Annotated in this window: 20 protein-coding genes and 2 tRNA genes; 15 read left to right on the top strand and 7 right to left on the bottom strand. The window is 68.4% G+C overall.

Annotation, left to right across the window (positions count from 1 at the left end; all coding sequences use genetic code 11):
• The first annotated feature begins 41 nt into the window (after nt 1-41).
• The 5 genes from BCM27_RS16155 to BCM27_RS16135 all read left to right on the top strand — a co-directional run bounded on the left by BCM27_RS16155 (nt 42) and on the right by BCM27_RS16135 (nt 5478).
• Complete coding sequence (locus BCM27_RS16155; protein ID WP_004023014.1) at nt 42-1454, top strand: YhgE/Pip domain-containing protein; 1413 nt, start codon at nt 42-44, stop codon at nt 1452-1454.
• 51 nt (nt 1455-1505) lie between these two features.
• Nucleotides 1506-3389 (top strand): pyruvate kinase, encoded by a 1884-nt coding sequence (locus BCM27_RS16150; RefSeq protein WP_004023012.1) that lies wholly within the window; start codon nt 1506-1508, stop codon nt 3387-3389.
• A 76-nt stretch (nt 3390-3465) separates the two neighbouring features.
• Nucleotides 3466-4269: a DNA repair protein RecO gene (recO, locus tag BCM27_RS16145; RefSeq protein ID WP_004023010.1), complete on the top strand. Its 804-nt coding sequence runs from the start codon at nt 3466-3468 to the stop codon at nt 4267-4269.
• Nucleotides 4250-5071, top strand: coding sequence for an isoprenyl transferase (locus BCM27_RS16140; protein WP_004023009.1), 822 nt, complete (start codon nt 4250-4252; stop codon nt 5069-5071). The genes recO and BCM27_RS16140 overlap by 20 nt, the downstream gene beginning before the upstream one ends.
• On the top strand, nt 5068-5478 hold the full coding sequence (locus BCM27_RS16135; RefSeq protein ID WP_004023008.1) for a hypothetical protein: 411 nt from the start codon (nt 5068-5070) through the stop codon (nt 5476-5478). The genes BCM27_RS16140 and BCM27_RS16135 overlap by 4 nt, the downstream gene beginning before the upstream one ends.
• Before the next feature lie 24 nt (nt 5479-5502).
• On the opposite strand, the gene BCM27_RS16130 is transcribed toward BCM27_RS16135, so the two are convergent.
• From BCM27_RS16130 to BCM27_RS16120, 3 genes are all read right to left on the bottom strand, one after another.
• Nucleotides 5503-5931, bottom strand: coding sequence for a Fur family transcriptional regulator (locus tag BCM27_RS16130; RefSeq protein WP_004023007.1), 429 nt, complete (start codon nt 5929-5931; stop codon nt 5503-5505).
• The gene (locus BCM27_RS16125; RefSeq protein ID WP_004023006.1) at nt 5928-6302 is read right to left on the bottom strand and encodes an ArsR/SmtB family transcription factor; all 375 of its coding nucleotides are present in this window, start codon (nt 6300-6302) and stop codon (nt 5928-5930) included. Before BCM27_RS16125 ends, BCM27_RS16130 begins: the two co-directional genes overlap by 4 nt.
• Nucleotides 6303-6387: 85 nt before the next feature.
• A complete protein-coding gene (locus BCM27_RS16120) occupies nt 6388-7920 on the bottom strand; it encodes a M28 family metallopeptidase (RefSeq protein WP_033203952.1) in 1533 nt (510 codons plus the stop codon).
• 204 nt (nt 7921-8124) lie between these two features.
• On the opposite strand from BCM27_RS16120, the gene BCM27_RS16115 reads away from it, so the two are divergent.
• The 5 genes from BCM27_RS16115 to BCM27_RS16095 all read left to right on the top strand — a co-directional run bounded on the left by BCM27_RS16115 (nt 8125) and on the right by BCM27_RS16095 (nt 14116).
• Nucleotides 8125-9510 (top strand): glycine--tRNA ligase, encoded by a 1386-nt coding sequence (locus BCM27_RS16115; protein WP_004023004.1) that lies wholly within the window; start codon nt 8125-8127, stop codon nt 9508-9510.
• Between the two features lie 136 nt (nt 9511-9646).
• On the top strand, nt 9647-10132 hold the full coding sequence (locus tag BCM27_RS16110; protein ID WP_004023003.1) for a cold-shock protein: 486 nt from the start codon (nt 9647-9649) through the stop codon (nt 10130-10132).
• A complete protein-coding gene (locus BCM27_RS16105) occupies nt 10125-11441 on the top strand; it encodes a deoxyguanosinetriphosphate triphosphohydrolase (protein ID WP_004023002.1) in 1317 nt (438 codons plus the stop codon). The genes BCM27_RS16110 and BCM27_RS16105 overlap by 8 nt, the downstream gene beginning before the upstream one ends.
• A gap of 66 nt (nt 11442-11507) precedes the next feature.
• On the top strand, nt 11508-13430 hold the full coding sequence (gene dnaG / locus BCM27_RS16100) for a DNA primase (protein WP_004023001.1): 1923 nt from the start codon (nt 11508-11510) through the stop codon (nt 13428-13430).
• Between the two features lie 128 nt (nt 13431-13558).
• Nucleotides 13559-14116 carry a dihydrofolate reductase family protein gene (locus BCM27_RS16095; RefSeq protein WP_033203949.1) on the top strand — a complete coding sequence of 186 codons (558 nt, stop codon included), beginning with the start codon at nt 13559-13561 and terminating at the stop codon, nt 14114-14116.
• Between the two features lie 86 nt (nt 14117-14202).
• Here the strand turns inward: BCM27_RS16095 and BCM27_RS16090 are convergent.
• From BCM27_RS16090 to BCM27_RS16075, 4 genes are all read right to left on the bottom strand, one after another.
• Nucleotides 14203-14276, bottom strand: a tRNA-Ile gene (locus BCM27_RS16090).
• Nucleotides 14277-14400: 124 nt separating this feature from the next.
• Nucleotides 14401-14473, bottom strand: a tRNA-Asn gene (locus tag BCM27_RS16085).
• A 128-nt stretch (nt 14474-14601) separates the two neighbouring features.
• Nucleotides 14602-14790 (bottom strand): hypothetical protein, encoded by a 189-nt coding sequence (locus BCM27_RS16080; RefSeq protein ID WP_004022999.1) that lies wholly within the window; start codon nt 14788-14790, stop codon nt 14602-14604.
• A gap of 59 nt (nt 14791-14849) precedes the next feature.
• Nucleotides 14850-15242, bottom strand: coding sequence for a winged helix-turn-helix transcriptional regulator (locus BCM27_RS16075; protein ID WP_004022998.1), 393 nt, complete (start codon nt 15240-15242; stop codon nt 14850-14852).
• A 106-nt stretch (nt 15243-15348) separates the two neighbouring features.
• On the opposite strand from BCM27_RS16075, the gene BCM27_RS16070 reads away from it, so the two are divergent.
• The 5 genes from BCM27_RS16070 to BCM27_RS16050 all read left to right on the top strand — a co-directional run bounded on the left by BCM27_RS16070 (nt 15349) and on the right by BCM27_RS16050 (nt 19348).
• Nucleotides 15349-16209, top strand: coding sequence for an SDR family oxidoreductase (locus BCM27_RS16070; RefSeq protein WP_004022997.1), 861 nt, complete (start codon nt 15349-15351; stop codon nt 16207-16209).
• A 122-nt stretch (nt 16210-16331) separates the two neighbouring features.
• Nucleotides 16332-16979, top strand: coding sequence for a dihydrofolate reductase family protein (locus BCM27_RS16065; RefSeq protein ID WP_033203947.1), 648 nt, complete (start codon nt 16332-16334; stop codon nt 16977-16979).
• A 119-nt stretch (nt 16980-17098) separates the two neighbouring features.
• The gene (locus BCM27_RS16060) at nt 17099-17851 is read left to right on the top strand and encodes an isocitrate lyase/PEP mutase family protein (protein ID WP_004022995.1); all 753 of its coding nucleotides are present in this window, start codon (nt 17099-17101) and stop codon (nt 17849-17851) included.
• A gap of 67 nt (nt 17852-17918) precedes the next feature.
• Nucleotides 17919-18344: a pyridoxamine 5'-phosphate oxidase family protein gene (locus BCM27_RS16055; RefSeq protein WP_004022994.1), complete on the top strand. Its 426-nt coding sequence runs from the start codon at nt 17919-17921 to the stop codon at nt 18342-18344.
• A 62-nt stretch (nt 18345-18406) separates the two neighbouring features.
• On the top strand, nt 18407-19348 hold the full coding sequence (locus BCM27_RS16050; RefSeq protein ID WP_004022993.1) for a hypothetical protein: 942 nt from the start codon (nt 18407-18409) through the stop codon (nt 19346-19348).
• Nucleotides 19349-19351: the final 3 nt, after the last annotated feature.

Here is a 19351-nt window from a genome sequence, read left to right as displayed (position 1 = left end):
GGCCTGACGCCGACGGGGGCGGCCTGCGGGGAGGTACGCCGATGGGAACGCACGAGTCGCCGGAGCAGCCGGGAGACGCACTCGGCAAGGGCGCGCACGAAGCGCCGGATGCCGACCAGCCGACGGGACGCACGATCGCGGGAGTGCTCGGGTCGCCCCGATTCTGGCTCGCACCGCTCGCGCTGGTGGCGGTGATGTTCTCGCTGATGGCCGCGCTGTACATGGCGGCGGTCGTCGATCCGCAGCGCCACCTCCACGACTTCCCGGTCGCGCTGGTGCAGGAGGACGCCGGCGGTGAGGTGCAGGATGCCGACGGACAGTCCACGAAGCAGAACTTCGGCGAGCAGGTCGCCGAGGGCATCATCTCCTCGGCGGCGGAGAACGGGATCGTCGTGCGCCGAACCGACCGGTCGACCGCCCTCTCCGAGCTGAACAGCGGCAAGGTCTACGGCGTCATCGTCGTCGGGTCGAACTTCACCAATCGGGCTGTCGCACTGGGCCGGTCCACGGTCCTCACCGCCGAACCGGCGAAACCGACCATCGACATCTTCATCAACCGGGGTTCCGGTGCGTTCGCGTCGTCGATCACCACGACCCTCGCCGACCAGGTGCGGACGCGCGTCAACGATCAGGTCGGTGCACAGCTGACCGAGCAGGTCCGCACCCAGCTCGACCGCAACGACATCACCTTCACCGGTGCGGCACAGCTCGCGCTCGCGAGCCCGGTGGCCGTCGAGGTCTCCGAACCGACGCCGCTTCCCAACGGCGCGGGCAACGGTCTGTCGGCGTTCTATCTGACCCTGCTCCTCGTCCTGGCGGGGTTCACCGGGGCGATGATGGTCAGCATCGTCGTCGACGGCATGCTCGGCCAGACGCCCGTCGAATACGGGCCGTTCTATCAGCTGCGCGAGCGGCTCGCGATCAGCCGGTGGGCGACCCTCGCGGCGAAGTGGACGATCATGTTCCTCGTCGCGGTGGTGCTGTCGACATTGTTCATCGCCGTCGGCGCGATGGTCGGGACATCGATTCCGAACGGATTCGTGCTCTGGATGCTGTCGGTGCTCGGCATCTTCGCGGTCGGGGTGAGTGCGAGCGCGATGATGGCGGTGTTCGGCAACGCCGGTCTGCTGTTCAACCTGCTGTTCTTCGTGGTGTTCGGATTGCCGTCGTCCGGCGGCACCCTCCCACTCGAGGCGAGTCCGCGATTCTTCGAATGGGTCGCCGCGATCGAGCCGATGCATGTGATCTATCTGGGTGTGCGCGCGGTCTTGTACTTCGACGCCGACTTGTCGGCAGGCCTCGGCCGGTCGATCATCCAGTGTTTCATCGGTCTGCTCGTCGGTGTGCTTCTCGGTCTGCTCGGCACCAAGTACTACGACCGGAAGGGCTGGCACCGGTATCCGGGTGGGATGACTCTCCCGCCGAAGCTCGACAAGATCGTCAACGCCGGCTGAGACGTGGTCGCGCCGCCCCGACCGTTCACCTGGGTCTGACACCGTGGCGGGATGGGTATCCCCGTCGTCATGTCGATCCCCGAACTGTCCACGGCTCTGCACGAGCTGCGGGACGACCTCGACCGCGCGGAGCTACAGGCCGAGTCGCTCATCGCCGCCGTGGCCGATCAGCACCGGCACAGCGCCCGCAACCTCGTGCACTACGTCGCGGTCCGACGCCGCGACCTTCGTCCGCTGCAGGAATCGATGTCCGCGCACGGTCTGTCGAGTCTCGGCCGGATGGAGTCGATCGTCTACTCGTGGATCGAGACGGTCATCGAGACCGTGGACGCGCTCGCCGAGGGCCGTACCCGGCATCCGATCTGGGGTGATCTCGCCGGGGGTGTGCGAACCCTGACCCGCAATCGCGATCGGCTCCTCGGGCGCGTACACCCCGGTGGTGGCGACGACGCGACCGCCGACGGACCCCGGGACGAGCACGGCGAGCGGGCCACCCGCGTGATGGTCACGATGCCGACCCAGGCCGCCGACGATCCGGACCTGGTCCGCGCCATGGGTGCAGCCGGGATGGACGTCGCGCGGGTGAACTGCGCGCACGACGGTCCGACCGAGTGGTCACGGATGATCGAGTCCGTCCGGTCCCTGCCGGGCCGGGTGCGGGTGGCCATGGACCTCGCCGGACCGAAATTGCGCACCGGACCGCTCGAACCGGGGCCGAAGGTGATCAAGGTGAAACCCGTCCGCGCCGACAACGGCACGGTCGAACGACGGTCACGGGTGCGGCTCGGTACGACGCCGCTCGACCCCGGGGCACGATTGCCCGACGGGATCGACGCGGTCATCCCGGTGCGCGCACTCGTCGACGCCGTCCAGAGAGACCAGCTGGTCCTGCGTGACGCCCGCGGTCGCCGGCGACGTCTCGAGGTGGTCTCGGTCTCCGAGGCGGGTATCGACGCAGAGACCGATCGGACCGTCTACTACGAGACGGGCATGCCGATCGGCGTGGCGGGTTCCGAGGACGCCAGTCGGGATGCGGCCCGCTCCCGGCGCAGTCTCGTCGTCGACGAACTGCCGGAGAAGCGCCAGCACCTGCTGGTGCGCACCGGCGACGAGATCCGGTTACAGCGCGACCTCACCCCGGCTCCGGCGACTCGCACCGGGCCCCATCGGATCGGTTGCGAACTCGGGGAGGCCTTCGACGATGTGATGCCGGGCCATCGGGTGCTGTTCGACGACGGCAAGATCGCCGGGCGCGTCCGGGAGAAGCTCGGCGACGAGATCGTGGTCGACGTCGAGCGCGCCGGTCCGGGTGGAACCAAACTCCGGGCCGAGAAGGGGATCAACCTACCGGACACGACGCTGCACATCCCGGCGCTCACGGCGGCCGACCGGCGAGACCTGGAGTTCGTGGCAGCGCGCGCCGACATGGTGAACTGCTCCTTTGTCCGGTCGCCGGAGGACGTGGCCGACCTGATCGACGAGCTGGGTCGTCGGGGCGCACCGGACGTGGGGATCGTGCTGAAGATCGAGACCCGGGCGGCCTTCGAGTCGCTGCCGCAGATGCTGCTCGAGGCGATGCGCTGGGATGCGGTCGGGGTGATGATCGCCCGCGGCGACCTGGCCGTCGAGGTCGGGTTCGGTCGGCTCGCCGAGGTACAGGAGGAGATCCTGTGGCTGTGCGAGGCCGCACATGTCCCGGTCATCTGGGCGACGCAGGTGCTCGACGGGCTGGCGAAGACGGGCGTTCCGTCTCGTGCGGAGGTCACCGATGCGGCGATGAGCCGCCGCGCGGAGGGCGTGATGCTCAACAAGGGGCCGTACATCGTCGAGGCGATCGAGGCACTGACGTCCATCCTGGACCGGATGGGCGGTCACGTGGAGAAGAAGCGGTCGCTGCTCCGGCCGCTGAACTCCTTCGACATCGATCCGGGGTAGGACTGCAGTCTCCTCGACCATCTGTTTGTGGCATGTCGGGGGCGCGCGTGTCGGTGCCCGGTGGGAGAATGCCCGGGTGAGGTTCTACCGGGATGAGGCCGTCGTGTTGCGCCAGCACAAGCTGGGCGAAGCCGACCGCATCATCACGCTGCTCACCGCCGAACACGGCCTCGTGCGCGCGGTCGCCAAGGGCGTCCGGCGGACCCGCTCGAAGTTCGGCGCCCGGCTCGAACCCTTCGCCCACATCGATGTACATCTGTATCCGGGGCGCAGCCTCGACGTGGTCACCCAGGTGCACAGCCTGCACGCCTTCGCCGATCGCATCGTCGCCGATTACGGGCGCTACACGACGGCCTGCGCGGTCCTCGAGACCGCGGAGCGTCTGGCGGGCGAAGAGCGCGCTCCCACCCGCCAGCTGCACCGGCTGACGGTGGGGGCGCTGGAGGCGCTGGCCGACGACCGACGACCGCGTGAACTGATCCTCGATGCCTATCTGCTGCGCGCCATGTACAGCGCGGGCTGGATGCCGGCCCTGGAGGAGTGCGCACGATGCGCGACGCCGGGGCCGCATCGCGCCTTCCACGTCGCCGCGGGTGGTGCAGTGTGCCTGCCCTGTCGCCCGCCGGGTTCGGCGACACCGTCGCCCGGCGTGCTCGACCTCATGGACGCGTTGTTCCGCGGTCAGTGGGATCACGTGACCGACTCGACGCCGTCGCTGCGCCGTCAGGCCAGCGGGCTCACCGCCGCGCACCTGCAGTGGCATCTCGAACGGCAGCTCCGAACCCTGCCTCTGATCGAGCGCACCGCGCCTCATAGGCTGATGGACACAGGTGTGGACGTGGGTGTGAGGAGAGTCGACGATGGCGTTGCGGCCGGGTAGTTCCGCGAGAGGGCGGAAGTCCGCGAGCCCCCGTGGCGACGTTCGGCCGCCCGACCCGCACCCGAGCGGCGCGCGCCCGCCGGCCATCCCCGCCGAGTTCGTACCCAAGCACGTGGCACTGGTGATGGACGGCAACGGCCGCTGGGCCACCGATCGCGGACTCCCGCGCACCGAAGGACACAAGCGCGGCGAGGCCGTGCTGATGGACACCGTGTGCGGCTGTATCGAATTGGGTGTGGGCTGGTTGTCGGCCTACGCCTTCTCCACCGAGAACTGGTCCCGCAGCCCCGACGAGGTGCGGTTCCTCATGGGCTTCAATCGCGACGTCATCCGTCGGCGGCGCGACGAGATGCACGAGATGGGTGTCCGCGTGCGGTGGGCCGGACGCCGGCCGCGCTTGTGGCGCAGCGTGATCCGTGAACTCGAGATCGCCGAGGAGATGACCAGGGACAACACCGCGATGACGCTGACGATGTGCGTCAACTACGGCGGCCGCGCCGAGATCGCCGACGCCGCACGGGAGATCGCCCGCCGGGCGGCCCGGGGAGAGATCGATCCCGAGCGGATCTCGGAGTCGACGTTCGCGCGATACCTCGACGAGCCGGACATGCCCGACGTCGACCTCTTCCTGCGTCCCTCGGGGGAGCAGCGCATCTCGAATTTCCTGCTGTGGCAGTCGGCGTACGCGGAGATGGTCTACCAGGAGAAGCTCTTTCCGGACTTCGACCGCCGTGACCTGTGGGCCGCCTGCCTCGAATATGCTTCGCGCGACCGGCGTTTCGGCGGGGTGAAGCCGTCGTGACCGATGCCGCCACGCTCCTCGACCGGACGGCCGAGATCGTCGCCGAACTCGGGCCCGTCGACCGTCCCGACGCCGATTCGCTGGTGGTACAGGTCGGTCCGACGCGCGCATCGATCCGCGTACTCACGCTGGCCGACGGCCTCGACGTGCTGGCCATGACTCAGATGGTCGCGATGGACCTGCCCAACACGCCGAGCCTGCGCGACGATGTCGAGGCGTGCGCAGCCCAGCTCAGTTTCGGCAGCCTCCGACGCTCCGATCGTGCCGGGGTCACCACGGATGTGTTGCAGTACTACACGTTTCCGGCAAGCCAGCTCGACGACGTACCACTGCTGACGGTGTTGCACATCGTGCTCGCCGCCGGGGTCGACGCCGCCGAGCGGCTGATGGGTCCGGCTTCCGCCTGACGCGACCGCCCCTCCGCTCCCTGCTCAGTCGCTCTCGGCGACCCGGCAATCACCGCAGCGGCCGAAGACCTCGACGGTGTGGTTGATGTCGGTGAAGCCGTGCTGCGCAGCGATCTTCGCGGCCCATCGCTCGACCGGCTCGGCCTGGACCTCGACGGTGGTTCCGCATTCGCGGCACACGAGGTGATGGTGGTGTCCCGACGAACAATGGCGGTAGCGCGTCTCACCGGAACCGTCCCACAGCACATCGATCTGGCCGGCCTGGCTCAGCGCCTGGAGATTGCGGTAGACCGTCGTCAGGCCGATCGATTCACCGCGGGCCTTGAGTATCTCGTGCAACTCCTGGGCGGAACAGAAGTCCTCGGTGCCGGCCAGGGCGTCGGCGATCGCGGCCCGCTGGCGCGTCGACCGGATGCCGGTGACCGGCTGCGGTCCGGAGGCGACCCCGCTCATTCGTTCACCGCCCGGGAGGCGTCGGTCGGCACTGCGCGGCCGTCGTGGGTCTCGTTCGCGTGGATCAGGGCGTCGCCGACGATGTGGGCGACGTGATCGTCGAGCAGTTCGTAGGTGATCTCGCGGCCGTTGCGCTGGCCGCGGACCACGCCGGCGTCCTTGAGGACACGCAGGTGCTGACTGACCAGCGGCTGACTCAGACCCAGGTGCCCGACGAGTTCATGGACGCACTGCACCCGCTCGCGCAGGGACAGCACGATCGCGACGCGGGTGGGGGAGGCGAGGGCACGCAGGAGGTCGGCGGCGGCTTCCCGGGCCGCGGCATCGGCCGCCTCGACGGGGTCGGGCCCGTCCAACGGTTGGGTCGACATCGCGCTCCTCTCGCCTGGCTCGCGCCACTGATCCGACCATTCTAACGGAAATGGTTTTCAATCCATGCCCGGGTCGCGTGGCTGGTCAGCCGCCGTTCGCGCGACGGCGGTCGGCGACGGGGGGAACCCCGTCCGCGCCCGCGGTCGACAGCGCGTACGTCGCCACCGCGAACGCGACCGCGGAGGAGTTGACGGCCAGGAGGTCGGTGTCGATGTTGTCGAGGGTGTCGCGCGCCGTGTGATAGTCGGGGTCGAAGGGCTCTCCCGCGCGGCCGCCCCACAGCTCGGCCTGCGCCTCGTTCTTCTCGGTCTCCGCGCCGGTGAACACCCCGCCGGAGGGGATGCCCACCGCGATGAACGGACCGTAGTCGGAGCGGCCGTCGAAGTCGTCGGGTGCGAGGGGGATGCCCCGATCGGCGTAGAACTTCTCGAAGGTCCGCTCGATGCCCCCGGAGCCGTCCGGGCCGGGGCCGGCTCCCTCGCGTTCGGAATCGTCCCCGTCGTAGGTGAAGTAACCGCCGTTGGGCGACGCGAGCATGTCGAAGTTCAAGTACAGGGCGACCGCCGCGCGGCCGGCCGGGTCGAGTCCCCGGACGTACTCCGAGGAACCCACCAGGCCGTCCTCTTCGGCGCCCCAGAACGCGAACCGCACCCGGTGCGCAACGCGTGGGGACGAGCCGAGCCGCAGCGCGGTCTCGAGGACAGCCGCGCTGCCGCTCGCGTTGTCGTTGATGCCGGGCCCTTCGACGACGCTGTCGAGGTGCGCGCCGGCCATCACGACGTCGTCGGCGGTGCCCGTCCGGGTCTCGGCGATCAGGTTGCGCGTGCGGATGCCGGTGGTCTCCGCCTCGACCGAGAGCGTCACCGATCCAGCCGACCGCACCCGCTCGGCGTCGTCGGCGGAGACGCCGAGGACGGGGATCGTGGGGCGGTCATCCGGCCCGAGCGTGGCGCCCGTGAGCGGGCCGGGTTCGTTGTTGACCATGATCGCCCCGACCGCACCGGCGGACTGCGCGTTACGTGCCTTGTCGGCGAAGGTGCAGGTGCCGCGCGAGATCACGGCGACCGACCCGCGCACCGCCCCCGGGAAGTCGGTGCTCGCGCATCCGAGCCCGTCGACGGTCACGGGCGCGGCGGTGACCGGGGTGTCACCCGTGCCTGCCGAGTACTCGACGATGCGCGTCGCGACCTTCAGGTCGTCGGCCGTCAGGCTCACCGGCCCGGCGTCGAAGCGCTCGTAGTCGACCGGCGTCGTGGTCACGTCGAAGCCCGCCGTGTGGAGCAGCCCGGCGACGTAGTCGAGCGATGCGTCATACCCGGATGTGCCGGCTGCGCGGTTGCCGCCGTTGTTGTCGGCGATCTGCTGGAAGGCGCGGACGTGGGCCATCACGTTCTCGATGGTGACCGCCTCGCCCAGCGCGTTCGGGGTGACCTCGGCGACCGGGGGTGCGGGCGAGGGGGTCGACACCGGCGCCGAGGAGGGCCGATCGACCTCTGTGGGCTGTTCGTCCGCGCACCCCGCGACGAGTACCAGTGCCAGTGCCGCTGCCAGGAACGTCGGCCGGCCATGCCGCGCCGGAACAGGGACGCCGACGCGTCGTCGTACTCGAACGATCACCCTGCCACTGTGGCAGTTCCGGAACGCCGGCGTGCGCCCAACGGTTCGCGGCGACGACCGGAGTTGCCGGTGCTTTCGGGAAACAGGACACCTGCTCGGTAGTCTGTACGGGTTGCCGCCTGCATCTCGTGGATGCACGCCGAGCACCGAGCATCAGCACGACCGTCCCAGCCGAACACCTCAACCCGTGGAGAGCAGTTAACCGTGGCCGCCCAGTCCAATGTGGAATCCGTCGTCAACCTCGCCAAGCGTCGGGGCCTGGTCTACCAGTGCGGTGAGATCTACGGCGGTACCAAGTCGGCCTGGGATTACGGCCCGCTCGGCGTCGAACTCAAGGAGAACATCAAGCGGCAGTGGTGGCGCACGATGGTTATCAGCCGCGAGGACGTCGTGGGTCTCGATTCGTCGGTCATCCTGCCGCGCCAGGTCTGGGAGGCCTCCGGCCACGTCGAGGTGTTCACCGACCCCCTCGTCGAGTCGCTGCACACCCACAAGCGCTACCGCGCCGACCACCTCATCGAGGCCTACGAGGCCAAGCACGGGCATCCGCCGGCCAACGGCCTGGCCGACATCAACGACCCGGAGACCGGGCAGCCCGGCAACTGGACCGAGCCCAAGGCCTTCAGCGGTCTGATGAAGACGTTCCTCGGTCCCGTCGACGACGAGGAGGGCCTGCACTACCTGCGTCCCGAAACCGCCCAGGGCATCTTCGTGAACTTCAAGAACGTGATGACCACCGCGCGCAAGAAGCCGCCGTTCGGCATCGCGCAGATCGGCAAGAGCTTCCGCAACGAGATCACCCCCGGCAACTTCATCTTCCGGACCCGCGAGTTCGAGCAGATGGAGATGGAGTTCTTCGTCAAGCCGGGCGAGGACGAGGAATGGCACCAGTACTGGATCGACCAGCGGTTCGACTGGTACGTGAACCTGGGCATCGATCCGGAGAACCTGCGGCTCTACGACCACCCCAAGGAGAAGTTGTCGCACTACTCCAAGCGGACCGTGGACGTCGAGTACAAGTTCGGCTTCACCGGTAACCCGTGGGGCGAACTCGAAGGTGTCGCCAACCGCACCGACTACGACCTGTCGACGCACAGCAAGCACTCGGGCGAGGACCTGTCGTTCTTCGATCAGGCATCGGGCGAGCGCTACACCCCGTTCGTCATCGAACCGGCTGCCGGCCTGACCCGCTCGCTGATGGCGTTCCTGTGCGACGCCTACACCGAGGAAGAGGTGCCGAACGCGAAGGGCGGCACCGACACTCGCACCGTCCTGCGGCTCGACCGGCGGCTGGCACCGATCAAGGTCGCCGTGCTGCCGCTGTCGCGCAACGAGAAGCTCTCGCCGAAGGCCCGCGACCTCGCCGCCGAACTCCGCAAGCACTGGAACGTCGAGTTCGACGACGCGCAGGGCATCGGCAAGCGCTACCGCCGACAGGACGAGATCGGCACCCCGTTCTGCGTGACCGTCGACTTCGACACCCTCGACGACCAGGCCGTCACGGTGCGCGAACGGGACACCATGAGTCAGGAGCGGGTCGCGCTCGACAAGGTCGCCGAGTATCTCGGTGGCAAGCTGCTCGGCGCCTGAGAACTGTCGCGGCGCCTCGGGACGTACGCCCACGATTCCGCCTGACCTGCGGATGTCTGTCACACTTGATGGCGAGTTGTCGCGTGGAGTAGGGCATGGGGTCCGTCGTGCGCGTGACGAGAGAGTGAGTGGAGTCGTGTCTGTCAGCGGGAAAGTCGTTCATTACGACGCGAATCGGGGATTCGGGTTCTTGGCGCCGGAGTCGGGCGGCGCCGATGTGTTCCTCCACATCAACGACATCGACATCGATGAGAACTCGTTGAAGCCCGGCGCGAAGGTGTCTTTCGACGTCGAGGAGACCGATCGGGGTTCCAAGGCGATCAACGTCGCGGTGACCGAGGCCGCACCCGCCGACGACGCCGCGGGCGCCCGGGCTCACCGCCGAGACGAGCATCACGGCCGAGATCGGGGCGACCGCGGTGATCGGGGCGACCGCGGACGCCACGACGACCGCGGCAGCCGTCGGCCGCGCGGTGGCGGCTCGCTGGACTCCGCCGCGTTCACCGAGGAGCTGACCGAACTGCTGCTCGACGCCGACGGCGCCCTCACCGCACGCCAGATCGTGGCGATCCGGCAGCGCGTCACCGACTTCGCCGTCGCCCGGGGCTGGGTGCTTGACTGACACCCGCCAGGGGCCCGAGACCGTCGGTCATGTTCTCCCGGCGGTGGCCGCGTACGGCGACGAAGCCGTCGAGCGATTCGTTCCCGAGGGAGCCAAGGTCGCGAGCCTGCCCGGCACGCGGACCGATCATCGGAGCGACTTCGCCCGAGATCGGGCGCGGGTCCTGCACTCCGCGGCGCTTCGCCGGCTGGCCGACAAGACACAGGTCGTCGGTCCGCGAGAAGGTGACACGCCCCGCACCCGGCTCACGCATTCGCTCGAGGTCGGGCAGATCGGCCGGGGCATCGCCATCGGCCTCGGCGCCGAACCCGACCTCGTCGAACTCGCCGGACTCGCCCACGACATCGGGCATCCGCCGTACGGACACAACGGCGAACGCGCGCTCGACGAGGTGGCCGCGGATCACGGTGGTTTCGAGGGCAACGCCCAGAACCTCCGAATCCTGACGAGGCTGGAACCCAAGCTGCTCGACGCCGACGGGCACAGTGCCGGCCTGAATCTCACCCGTGCCTCGTTGGACGCGACCCTGAAGTATCCGTGGACCCGGCGTACCCCGGGCGGGAAGTTCGGGGCCTACGACGACGATGCCGGGATGCTCGCCTGGATCCGTCGGGATGCGCCCGGGACCCGGCAATGCGTCGAAGCCCAGATCATGGACTGGTCCGACGACGTCGCGTACTCCGTGCACGACCTCGAGGACGGCGTGATCGGCGGCCGCATCGATCTGCGGACGCTCGGTGACCCGCAGGATCAGCGGGCGCTGGCCGACATCGGCGCCAAGGAGTTCCCCGGTCTCGATCCCGAGGCGCTCGTCGACGCCGCCGCGCGGTTGCACCGGATGGACATCGTGCGTTCGGTGGGTGTCTTCGACGGAACTCTCGACTCCTATGTCGCACTCAAACGGTTGACCAGTGAATTCATCGGGCGCTTCGCGTCGGCGGCGATCACCGGGACCCGCGAGGTGGTCGGGGGCCGGCCGGTGTCGCGCTACGACGCCGACCTCGAGGTACCGGAACTCATCGCCGCCGAGGTGTCGATGCTCAAGACCCTGGCACTGCGGTTCATCTTCTCCAACGAGCGCCACAAGGCGACCCAACGTCGTCAGCGGGAACGCATCCACCGCGTGGCGAACTGGTTCGTCGAGGCGGCGCCCGGGGGTCTGGACCCGATTTTCGTGCCGTGGTGGAACGCCGCGTCCGACGACGCCGCCCGCATGCGCGTCATCGTCGACCAGATCGCGTCGATGACCGAAGGCCGGCTCGAGCGCACCGACAAGCACAATTCGGGGGCGCAAGCGCACCTGGGTTAGCGCCGGGGGAGCGGGTCGTCGAAGCACCCGGCCGGGCGGCCTCTCCGGCGTCACTACACTGGTCGCGTGGCAGGCCGAATTCCCGATCGCGACATCACGGCGATCCGTGAGCAGACGAGGATCGAGGACATCGTCGGCGATTACGTCGCGCTGCGTCGGGCCGGTGCCGACAGCCTCAAGGGGCTGTGTCCGTTCCACGACGAGAAATCGCCGTCGTTCCACGTCCGGCCCAACCACGGCCACTTCCACTGCTTCGGCTGCGGTGAGGGCGGCGACGTCTACAGCTTCTTGCAGAAGCAGGAACACATCAGCTTCGTGGAGGCGGTCGAGCAGCTCGCCGACCGGATCGGTTACCAGATCAACTACGAGGGCGGCGGCACCGCCATCAAGCGCGACCGCGGGACACGCGCCCGTCTGGTGGCGGCCAACGCGGCTGCCGCGAAGTTCTATGCCGCCGCGCTGCAGTCACCGGAGGCGCAACCGGCGCGCGACTATCTGAAGGAACGCGACTTCGACGCGGTGGCGGCCGTCCAATTCGGTTGTGGCTACGCGCCTGCCGGCTGGGACACGATGACCAAGGCGCTGCTGTCGCAGGGGTTCGAGTTCAGCGAGCTCGAGGCGGCCGGGCTGTCGAAGCAGGGACGCAAGGGTCCGATCGACCGGTTCCACCGCCGCCTGCTGTGGCCGATCCGCAATCTCGCCGGCGACATCATCGGCTTCGGTGCCCGCAAGCTCTTCGACGACGACAACCTCGGCAAGTACATGAACACGCCGGAGACCATGCTGTACAAGAAGTCTCAGGTGCTGTTCGGTCTCGATCACGCGAAGAAGAGCATCGCCAAGGGGCATCAGGTCGTGGTCGTCGAGGGCTACACCGACGTGATGGCGATGCATCTGGCCGGCGTGACCACCGCGGTCGCGTCGTGCGGCACCGCCTTCGGTGAGGATCACCTGGCACTGATCCGGCGTCTGATGATGGACGACTCGTACTTCCGCGGCGAGGTCATCTACACCTTCGACGGCGACGACGCCGGAAAAGCGGCTGCCCTCAAGGCATTCGAGGGGGAACAGTCGATCTCGGGACAGACCTTCGTGGCGATCGCACCCGACGGCATGGACCCCTGCGAACTGCGCCAGGAGAAGGGGGACGCGGCCGTCCGCGACCTGATCGCGCGCCGGGTGCCGATGTTCGAGTTCGCGATCAAGGCGCTGCTCGCCGGACATGACCTCGACACCGCCGAAGGTCGCGTGCACGCCTTGCGCGACACCGTGCCGGTGGTCGCCCGGATCAAGGACATCGCACTGCGCGACGAGTACGCGCGGCAGCTCGCGGGCTGGGTCGGGTGGGAAGAGGTCTCCCAGGTTCTCGGGCGCGTGCGCGAGGAGGGCGCCAGAATCCGGAAGGCGCAGGGCGTCAGCAACTCCAGCAGTCGGGGGAGCGGTCGCGGTGCTCGCAACCGGCCGGAGGCGGAGTCCGCGCCGACGTCGGCCCGCCCCCAGCCCAATGACCCGCGGCTGTGGCCGCAGCGGGAGGCGCTGAAGGCGGCGCTGCAGTATCCGGCGATCGCCGGCACGGTGTTCGACTCGCTGCCCGTCGAGTGCTTCAACGAGCCGGCGTACGCGATCATCCGCCAGGCGATGACCGGCCTCGGCGGGACATCGGCCGGTCTCGGTGGCGCCGCGTGGGTCGACGCCGTTCGCAATGCCGTGGACGATCCGATCATCGACCCGCTCGTGACCGAGCTCGCCGTCGAATCGATGCCGGTCGACGAGGACAACATCGCCCGCTACATCTCCAGCGTGCTGGCGCGGCTGCAGGAGGTGTGGGTGGGCACGCAGATCGCCGACATCAAGTCGCGACTGCGCCGGATGGCGCCCAGCGACGATCCCGACGGCTACAACGCGGTCTTCGGCGATCTCGTCGCTCTCGAGGCCTATCGTCGGAGCCTGCTGGAACAGGCCGTCGACCCCATCGTCGGCGCGGGCTGATCCCGCAGGTGGAGCCGTCCTCGCGGGTCGACCCGGCGACGAGCGCAGCCCCCGCGGCGATGAGTTCCCGCCCCCGCCGAGGTCTACCCCGTCGGCACCCCCGCGATGACCGACGAAGGCAGGAACCCATGGCGACCACGATCTATTCGGCGACGGCATCACTCGACGGATTCATCGCCGGACCTGGTGGTGACATGTCCTGGCTGACCCGGTTCTTCGACGCCCCGACCGGCGGGCACCCCACGTCCACCGCAGCCGACGACGCCGCCGCCCGGTTGATGCGCGGCACTGGCGCGCTGCTGGTCGGCAATCGCTCGTTCCGCGGCGATGATCCCAACAAGGGCACCGACCGGGAAGGTGCGTTCGGCGGTGAATACGACGGAGCCGCGGTGGTTCTCACGCACAACCCGCCCACCGACGCCGTCGAGGGGGTCACGTTCGTCTCCGATCTGCACGAAGCGGTCGAGGTCGCCGGCGCGATCGCGGGAGATGCCTATGTCACCGTGATCGGTGCCGATGTCGCGCGCCAGATGATCGACGTCGGCGTGCTCGACGAGGTGCTGGTGTTCTTCGTCCCGGTGTTCCTCGGCGGGGGTGTGCGGTTGTTCGACCGGCCCGATGGGGGTGAGGTCCGGCTGACACCGATCCCGGGTGAGACCGAGTACTGGTGTCGTGTGGAGAGATGACCTCCGACCGGAGTGTCCCGGTCCGTCGGGAACGCGGGTAGAAAGCCGACAGCGTTGCGGATCGCGCTGCGGCACAGCCACTTCGGTGGGGCGGGCGGGGCTCGAACCCGCGACCTACGGATTATGAGTCCGCGGCTCTAACCGACTGAGCTACCGCCCCGTGGGGCCCGAAAGCCCGGTGCAGGACATTACCGCAACGTCGACTGCGGTATGAATGCGGACCGACAGGGCCGCCGAACAGAAGAAAGCCCGTCACCTGCCGGAGCGGGTGACGGGCTCATCTGCTCCCCCAACTGGACTCGAACCAGTAACCGTTCGATTAACAGTCGAATGCTCTGCCAATTGAGCTATGGGGGACTGCCTCGGACCTGTTCGGCGCTCATCGAGTGCGTCACCAGGACCGAGGACAGACTTTAGCGCATGGTCGCGCCGGACGACAAAACGCGCGGTCAGCCGCACGCGGTCGTCGGTCCGACGCCGCGTCGCTACTCGCGGGGATAATCCTCGGACTCGGCCTCGACCTCGGTGTGCTGCTCGGCGACATCCGCCTCATCGGCGTCGAATGGCACCGTCGGGGCCGGTCCGGAGCCGGGTTCGGGGTCCGTCGGCTGGGCTTGCTCGATCGCATCGGCCTCGCTGGCCTCGATCGGCAGGTCGGTTTCCGGTGACGTCATCGGTCGCTCCTCTCGTCGTCGAACTCCTACGTATCCACGTGTACCCGACGAGGTGGATTTCAGTCTCCGACGCCGCGTCGCTCCTCATAGCGGGCCTGGGCGTCCCGGACGACGGGCATGTTGTCCTGCACGAGTTCGATCAGCCCGCTCAGCTGGTCGGCCACCTGCCGGCCCAGCGGGGTGAGGTGATACTCGACCTTCGGCGGGATGGCCTCGAGGACGGTGCGGACGATCATGCCGTCGCGCTCGAGGTTCTGCAGGGTCTGCGACAGCATCCGCTCACTCACGCCGTCGACCCGCCGACGGAGCGCGCTAAACCGATAGTTGCTCTCGCCCAAGGCGATCAGCACGAGGCTGCCCCAGCGTCCGGTGACGGTCTGCAGCGTCGTCCGCGACGAGCAGTCCCGGGCGAAGACGTCCGCCTCGAGGGACTGGTCGCTGATCTCGGTCACGGGTTCAACGGTAGCCCAAGGGTCGAGATCTTGCTAACAGTTAGTATTGCACTTACGAAAAGTTAGTGCATACTGTGGTCACCAACCCCGAAGAGAAGAGGACACAATGACCACAGCAGTGACCGGCGCGACAGGACATCTTGGCGGCCTGGTGATCGAGGAGTTGCTCGGTCGCGGCGTCGTCGCCGGCGACATCGTCGCGATCGTCCGCGATGAGTCGAAGGCGTCGAAACTCGCGTCACAGGGCATCACGGTCCGGGTCGCCGACTACGACGATCCGGACTCGCTGCGGAACGCGCTCGCCGGAGTCGACAAGTTGCTGCTGATCTCCGGGTCGGAGGTCGGGCGACGTCTCGCCCAGCACACCAACGTGATCGAGGCCGCCGAGGCCAACGGCGTCGCGCTCATCGCGTACACCAGCCTGCTACACGCGGATACGAGCGGTCTGAGTCTGGCTCCCGAGCACGTCGCCACCGAAGCCAGGCTGCGCGAGTCGTCGGTTCCCGCCGTGATCCTGCGCAACGGCTGGTACTGGGAGAACTACCTGGGGGCCATTCCGCAGGCGGTGTCGACCGGGGTGCTTTTCGGTGCTGCCGGCGACGGACGCCTCGCGGCTGCGGCACGCGCCGATTACGCGGCCGCGGCCGCAGCCGTACTCACCGCCGGTTCCGATCAGGCAGGCAAGGTCTACGAGCTCGGCGGTGACGAGCGGCTGACCTACGGCGAGTTCGCCCGCGCGATCGGTGCGGCCTCCGGTGCGACAGTCGAGTACCGCGACCTCCCCGAAGCCGAGTACCAGGCCACCCTCGTCAGCGCAGGTCTGCCCGAACCGGTCGCCACGATGCTGGCGAGCTCCGACGCCGGTATCAGCCGCGGAGAGCTGGACACCGACTCCGGCGATCTCAAGTCGCTCACCGGCCGGTCGTCGACTCCCGTCGCGGACGTCATCGCGCAGGCGCTCGGCTGAACCTCCGTCTCACGATGGTCGCCCGATGTGGTCCGGTCCGAGTCGCAACGATGAGTTTTCCGGCGCCACCGGGTCTGTCCGCATAGATTGCTCGTGCCGACAGACGACGGGAACGGAAAACCATGCCGCAGCTACTGAGAGTCCAGAACTTCTCCATCTCGCAGGACGGGGTGGGGGCGGGGGAGAACCAGACGTTCGACCGCCCCTTCGGTGACCGGGTCGAGCCGTGGGAACTGATGTCGTGGGCGGGTGCCACCGCGAGCTGGCCCAACCGGACCGACCCGGGTGGCACCCGCGGCCTCGACGACTACTTCACTCGCGACTTCGCCCACAACATCGGCGCGGAGATCATGGGCCGCAACAAGTTCGGCTACCAACGCGGTCCGTGGACGGACCATGAGTGGCAGGGGTGGTGGGGCGACGAACCGCCTTTTCACACACCCGTCTTCGTGCTGACGCACCATGTGCGACCGTCGTTCACACTGAGCGACACCACATTCCACTTTCTCGACGCCACACCGGCCGAGGCCGCCGAGCAGGCGAAGGCCGCGGCCGACGGTCGCGATGTTCGCGTCGGCGGGGGTGTCAGCACCGTGCGGGAATTCCTCGACGCCGGTCTGATCGATACCCTGCACATCGCGGTCGCGCCCGTCACGATCGGAACCGGGCTGAAGCTCTGGGAGACGCCCGAGGAACTCGACGACCGGTACCATCACGAGTCGGTCCCCAGCTCCAGCGGGGTCACGCATCACCTGTTCTGGCGCAAGTAGCGCCGGCCCGTCGACCGCACCTCGATCCGGTTGCGGTTTGTCCCGGTAGCCGGGACAAACCACAACCGGATCGCGGCGTCGGTGGAATGCGCCCGCCGATCGGCGTAGTTGTAGGGACCATGACGGAACTCTCCAGCAAGGCCACGACTCTGCTCGAACTCCACCAGCCCGGTAACCCGGTCATCCTGCCCACCGTGTGGGATGCCTGGTCGGCGAACCTCGCGGTCTCGGCGGGATTCACGGCGCTGACGGTCGGCAGTCATCCGGTGTCGGATTCCATCGGCAAGCCCGACAACGAGGGCATCACGTTCGACGAACTGACCACCCGCATCCGGCAGATCACTGCCGCCGTCGACGTCCCGATCTCCGTCGACATCGAATCCGGATACGGGGAAGACCCGAAGACGCTCATCGACGGACTGATCGCGGCGGGTGCCGTCGGTCTGAACATCGAGGACACCGTGCACAGCGAGGGCGGACGGCTTCGCGAGGCCCAGGAGCACGCCGACTTCGTGGGCGCGTTGCGGGCGGCGTCCGACGCCACCGACGTGCACGTGGTGATCAACGCGCGCACCGACCTCTTCGTGAAGCAGGTCGGGGACGAATCCGACCGCGTCGAGCGCGCCATCGAGCGACTGAAGCTGGCCGCCCGAGCCGGTGCGGACGTGCTGTACCCGGTCGGTTTCCACGACGACGCCACACAGAAGCGACTCACCGCGGAGCTGCCGTTGCCGGTCAACGCGATCGGACATCCGACCAAGAACTCGAAGTCGGCATTCGCTGAACTCGGCGTCGCTCGCGTCAGTTTCGGGCCGATCTTCCAGATGGTGCTCGCCGAACGCGCCGCCGAGGTCCTCGAGCCCTGGAAGTAGCGAGGGCATCCCGTCCGGGGTCGTCGAACCCGGACGGGATGTCGGCGGTCCGGTCTACCGTCGGCACATGGCACTCACGAGATCCGAACGAGAAGCGTTTCTGTCCGAACCCCACGTCGCGGCGCTGTCGGTGGAGGCCGAGCCCGGCCGGGCGCCCCTGACCGTCCCGATCTGGTACCACTACGAGCCGGGCGGTCGGCCCTGGCTGCTCACCGGAACCGAGTCGCGCAAACTGCAGCTCATCCGGGCGGCCGGGCGGTTCACGCTCATGGTCGACGAGGTGTCGCCGCGGCTGATGTACGTGGCGGTGTCGGGGGATGCGGTCGACCTGGTCGCCGGCACCCGCGTCGACCTGCAGGAGATGGCGTCGCGCTATCTTCCGCCCCAGGCGGTCGAACCCTACGTGGAGATGGCCGAGAAGGACCACGGTCCGCAGACGAAACTGTTCCTCGAGCCGACGCAGTGGGTGTCGCTGGACCTCGGCAGCCTGTGACCGAGGGTGGCTGATCCGGCAGCGAGACGAACCGGCCGCGAACGTCTCGCTACATTGAACGCATGCCGAAGTCGCGTTCCACGTCCGATCAGCCCGACCCCGCGTCCGCCGAATCCGGCGTCGAGTCCGATCAGCCCGTCGACGCCGGATCGCGGCAGGCGACGTCATCTAGCGACGTCGAGGAGGTGACCCCCCTCGACGGCAACGAGTTCCTCGAGGCCAACCGCAGCAACCGCGACAAGTACCGCGCGGAGGCCGAGGCCAAGGCGGCGAAAGCAGCCCGAAAGGCCGAGCGTAGGAGTGGCACAACAGGTTCCGGTTCCGGCGGCGACTCGGCACCCGACTCGACCGGCACGGGTCTGACGGACTCGGAGGTCCCGAGCCCGGACGCGGCGTCGCCGTCCGCCGAGCCCGTCGCGGACCGGACCCCACGCAAGATCGATCCCGCCGCGGACCGCCGCCGTGGCTCGCGGTGGACCGGATGGACAGCGGCGGTCGGTGCCCGGCCCTGGGCCGTGATCGGGCTGATCGTGGCTGTCGTCGTCCTCGCGGCGTCGACCGCAGTACTCGCGGTGGCCTATGTCGACGCCGACGAGCGGGCCGGGACCAGCGCGTCGGCCGGCGCCTCCACATCGCTTCTCGAGACCGCGCGTCGGTACGCGGCCGAGATCTCCACCTACAACTCCGCCGACTATGCCGACCTCGATCGGCGAATCCGAGAGATCTCGACGCCCGCCTTCACCCAGACGTACATCGAGTCCTCGCAGGACGCCCGACGCGGATCGACTGCGGCGGAATCGGTCTCGACGGCACAGGCCGACAACGCGGGCATCATGTCATTGGACGACGGCAAGGCGGTGGTGCTGGTGACGCTCGACCAGACCCTGAAGTCCCCGCAGACCGCCCAGGAGTTCCCCGACGGATTCCCGTACCAGTCACGGGTCAAGGTCACTCTCGTCGAGCAGGACGGCCGGTGGCTGATGGACGACTTCGCCGTGCTGTGAGGG

Source organism: Gordonia terrae, from assembly GCF_001698225.1.
Lineage (GTDB): Bacteria > Actinomycetota > Actinomycetes > Mycobacteriales > Mycobacteriaceae > Gordonia > Gordonia terrae.
The sequence above is the reverse complement of the archived record's forward strand: the minus strand, read 5'-3'. Positions and strand labels throughout refer to the sequence as shown.

Bases quoted from the DNA above. Each gene is read 5' to 3' on its own strand.
- BCM27_RS16050 (WP_004022993.1), top strand. From the start codon at position 18,407: ATGCCGAAGTCGCGTTCCACGTCCGATCAGCCCGACCCCGCGTCCGCC.
- BCM27_RS16070 (WP_004022997.1), top strand. From the start codon at position 15,349: ATGACCACAGCAGTGACCGGCGCGACAGGACATCTTGGCGGCCTGGTG.
- BCM27_RS16130 (WP_004023007.1), bottom strand. From the start codon at position 5,931: ATGAGCGGGGTCGCCTCCGGACCGCAGCCGGTCACCGGCATCCGGTCG.
- BCM27_RS16155 (WP_004023014.1), top strand. From the start codon at position 42: ATGGGAACGCACGAGTCGCCGGAGCAGCCGGGAGACGCACTCGGCAAG.
- BCM27_RS16150 (WP_004023012.1), top strand. From the start codon at position 1,506: ATGGGTATCCCCGTCGTCATGTCGATCCCCGAACTGTCCACGGCTCTG.
- BCM27_RS16055 (WP_004022994.1), top strand. From the start codon at position 17,919: ATGGCACTCACGAGATCCGAACGAGAAGCGTTTCTGTCCGAACCCCAC.
- BCM27_RS16060 (WP_004022995.1), top strand. From the start codon at position 17,099: ATGACGGAACTCTCCAGCAAGGCCACGACTCTGCTCGAACTCCACCAG.
- BCM27_RS16065 (WP_033203947.1), top strand. From the start codon at position 16,332: ATGCCGCAGCTACTGAGAGTCCAGAACTTCTCCATCTCGCAGGACGGG.
- BCM27_RS16095 (WP_033203949.1), top strand. From the start codon at position 13,559: ATGGCGACCACGATCTATTCGGCGACGGCATCACTCGACGGATTCATC.
- BCM27_RS16125 (WP_004023006.1), bottom strand. From the start codon at position 6,302: ATGTCGACCCAACCGTTGGACGGGCCCGACCCCGTCGAGGCGGCCGAT.
- BCM27_RS16140 (WP_004023009.1), top strand. From the start codon at position 4,250: ATGGCGTTGCGGCCGGGTAGTTCCGCGAGAGGGCGGAAGTCCGCGAGC.
- BCM27_RS16080 (WP_004022999.1), bottom strand. From the start codon at position 14,790: ATGACGTCACCGGAAACCGACCTGCCGATCGAGGCCAGCGAGGCCGAT.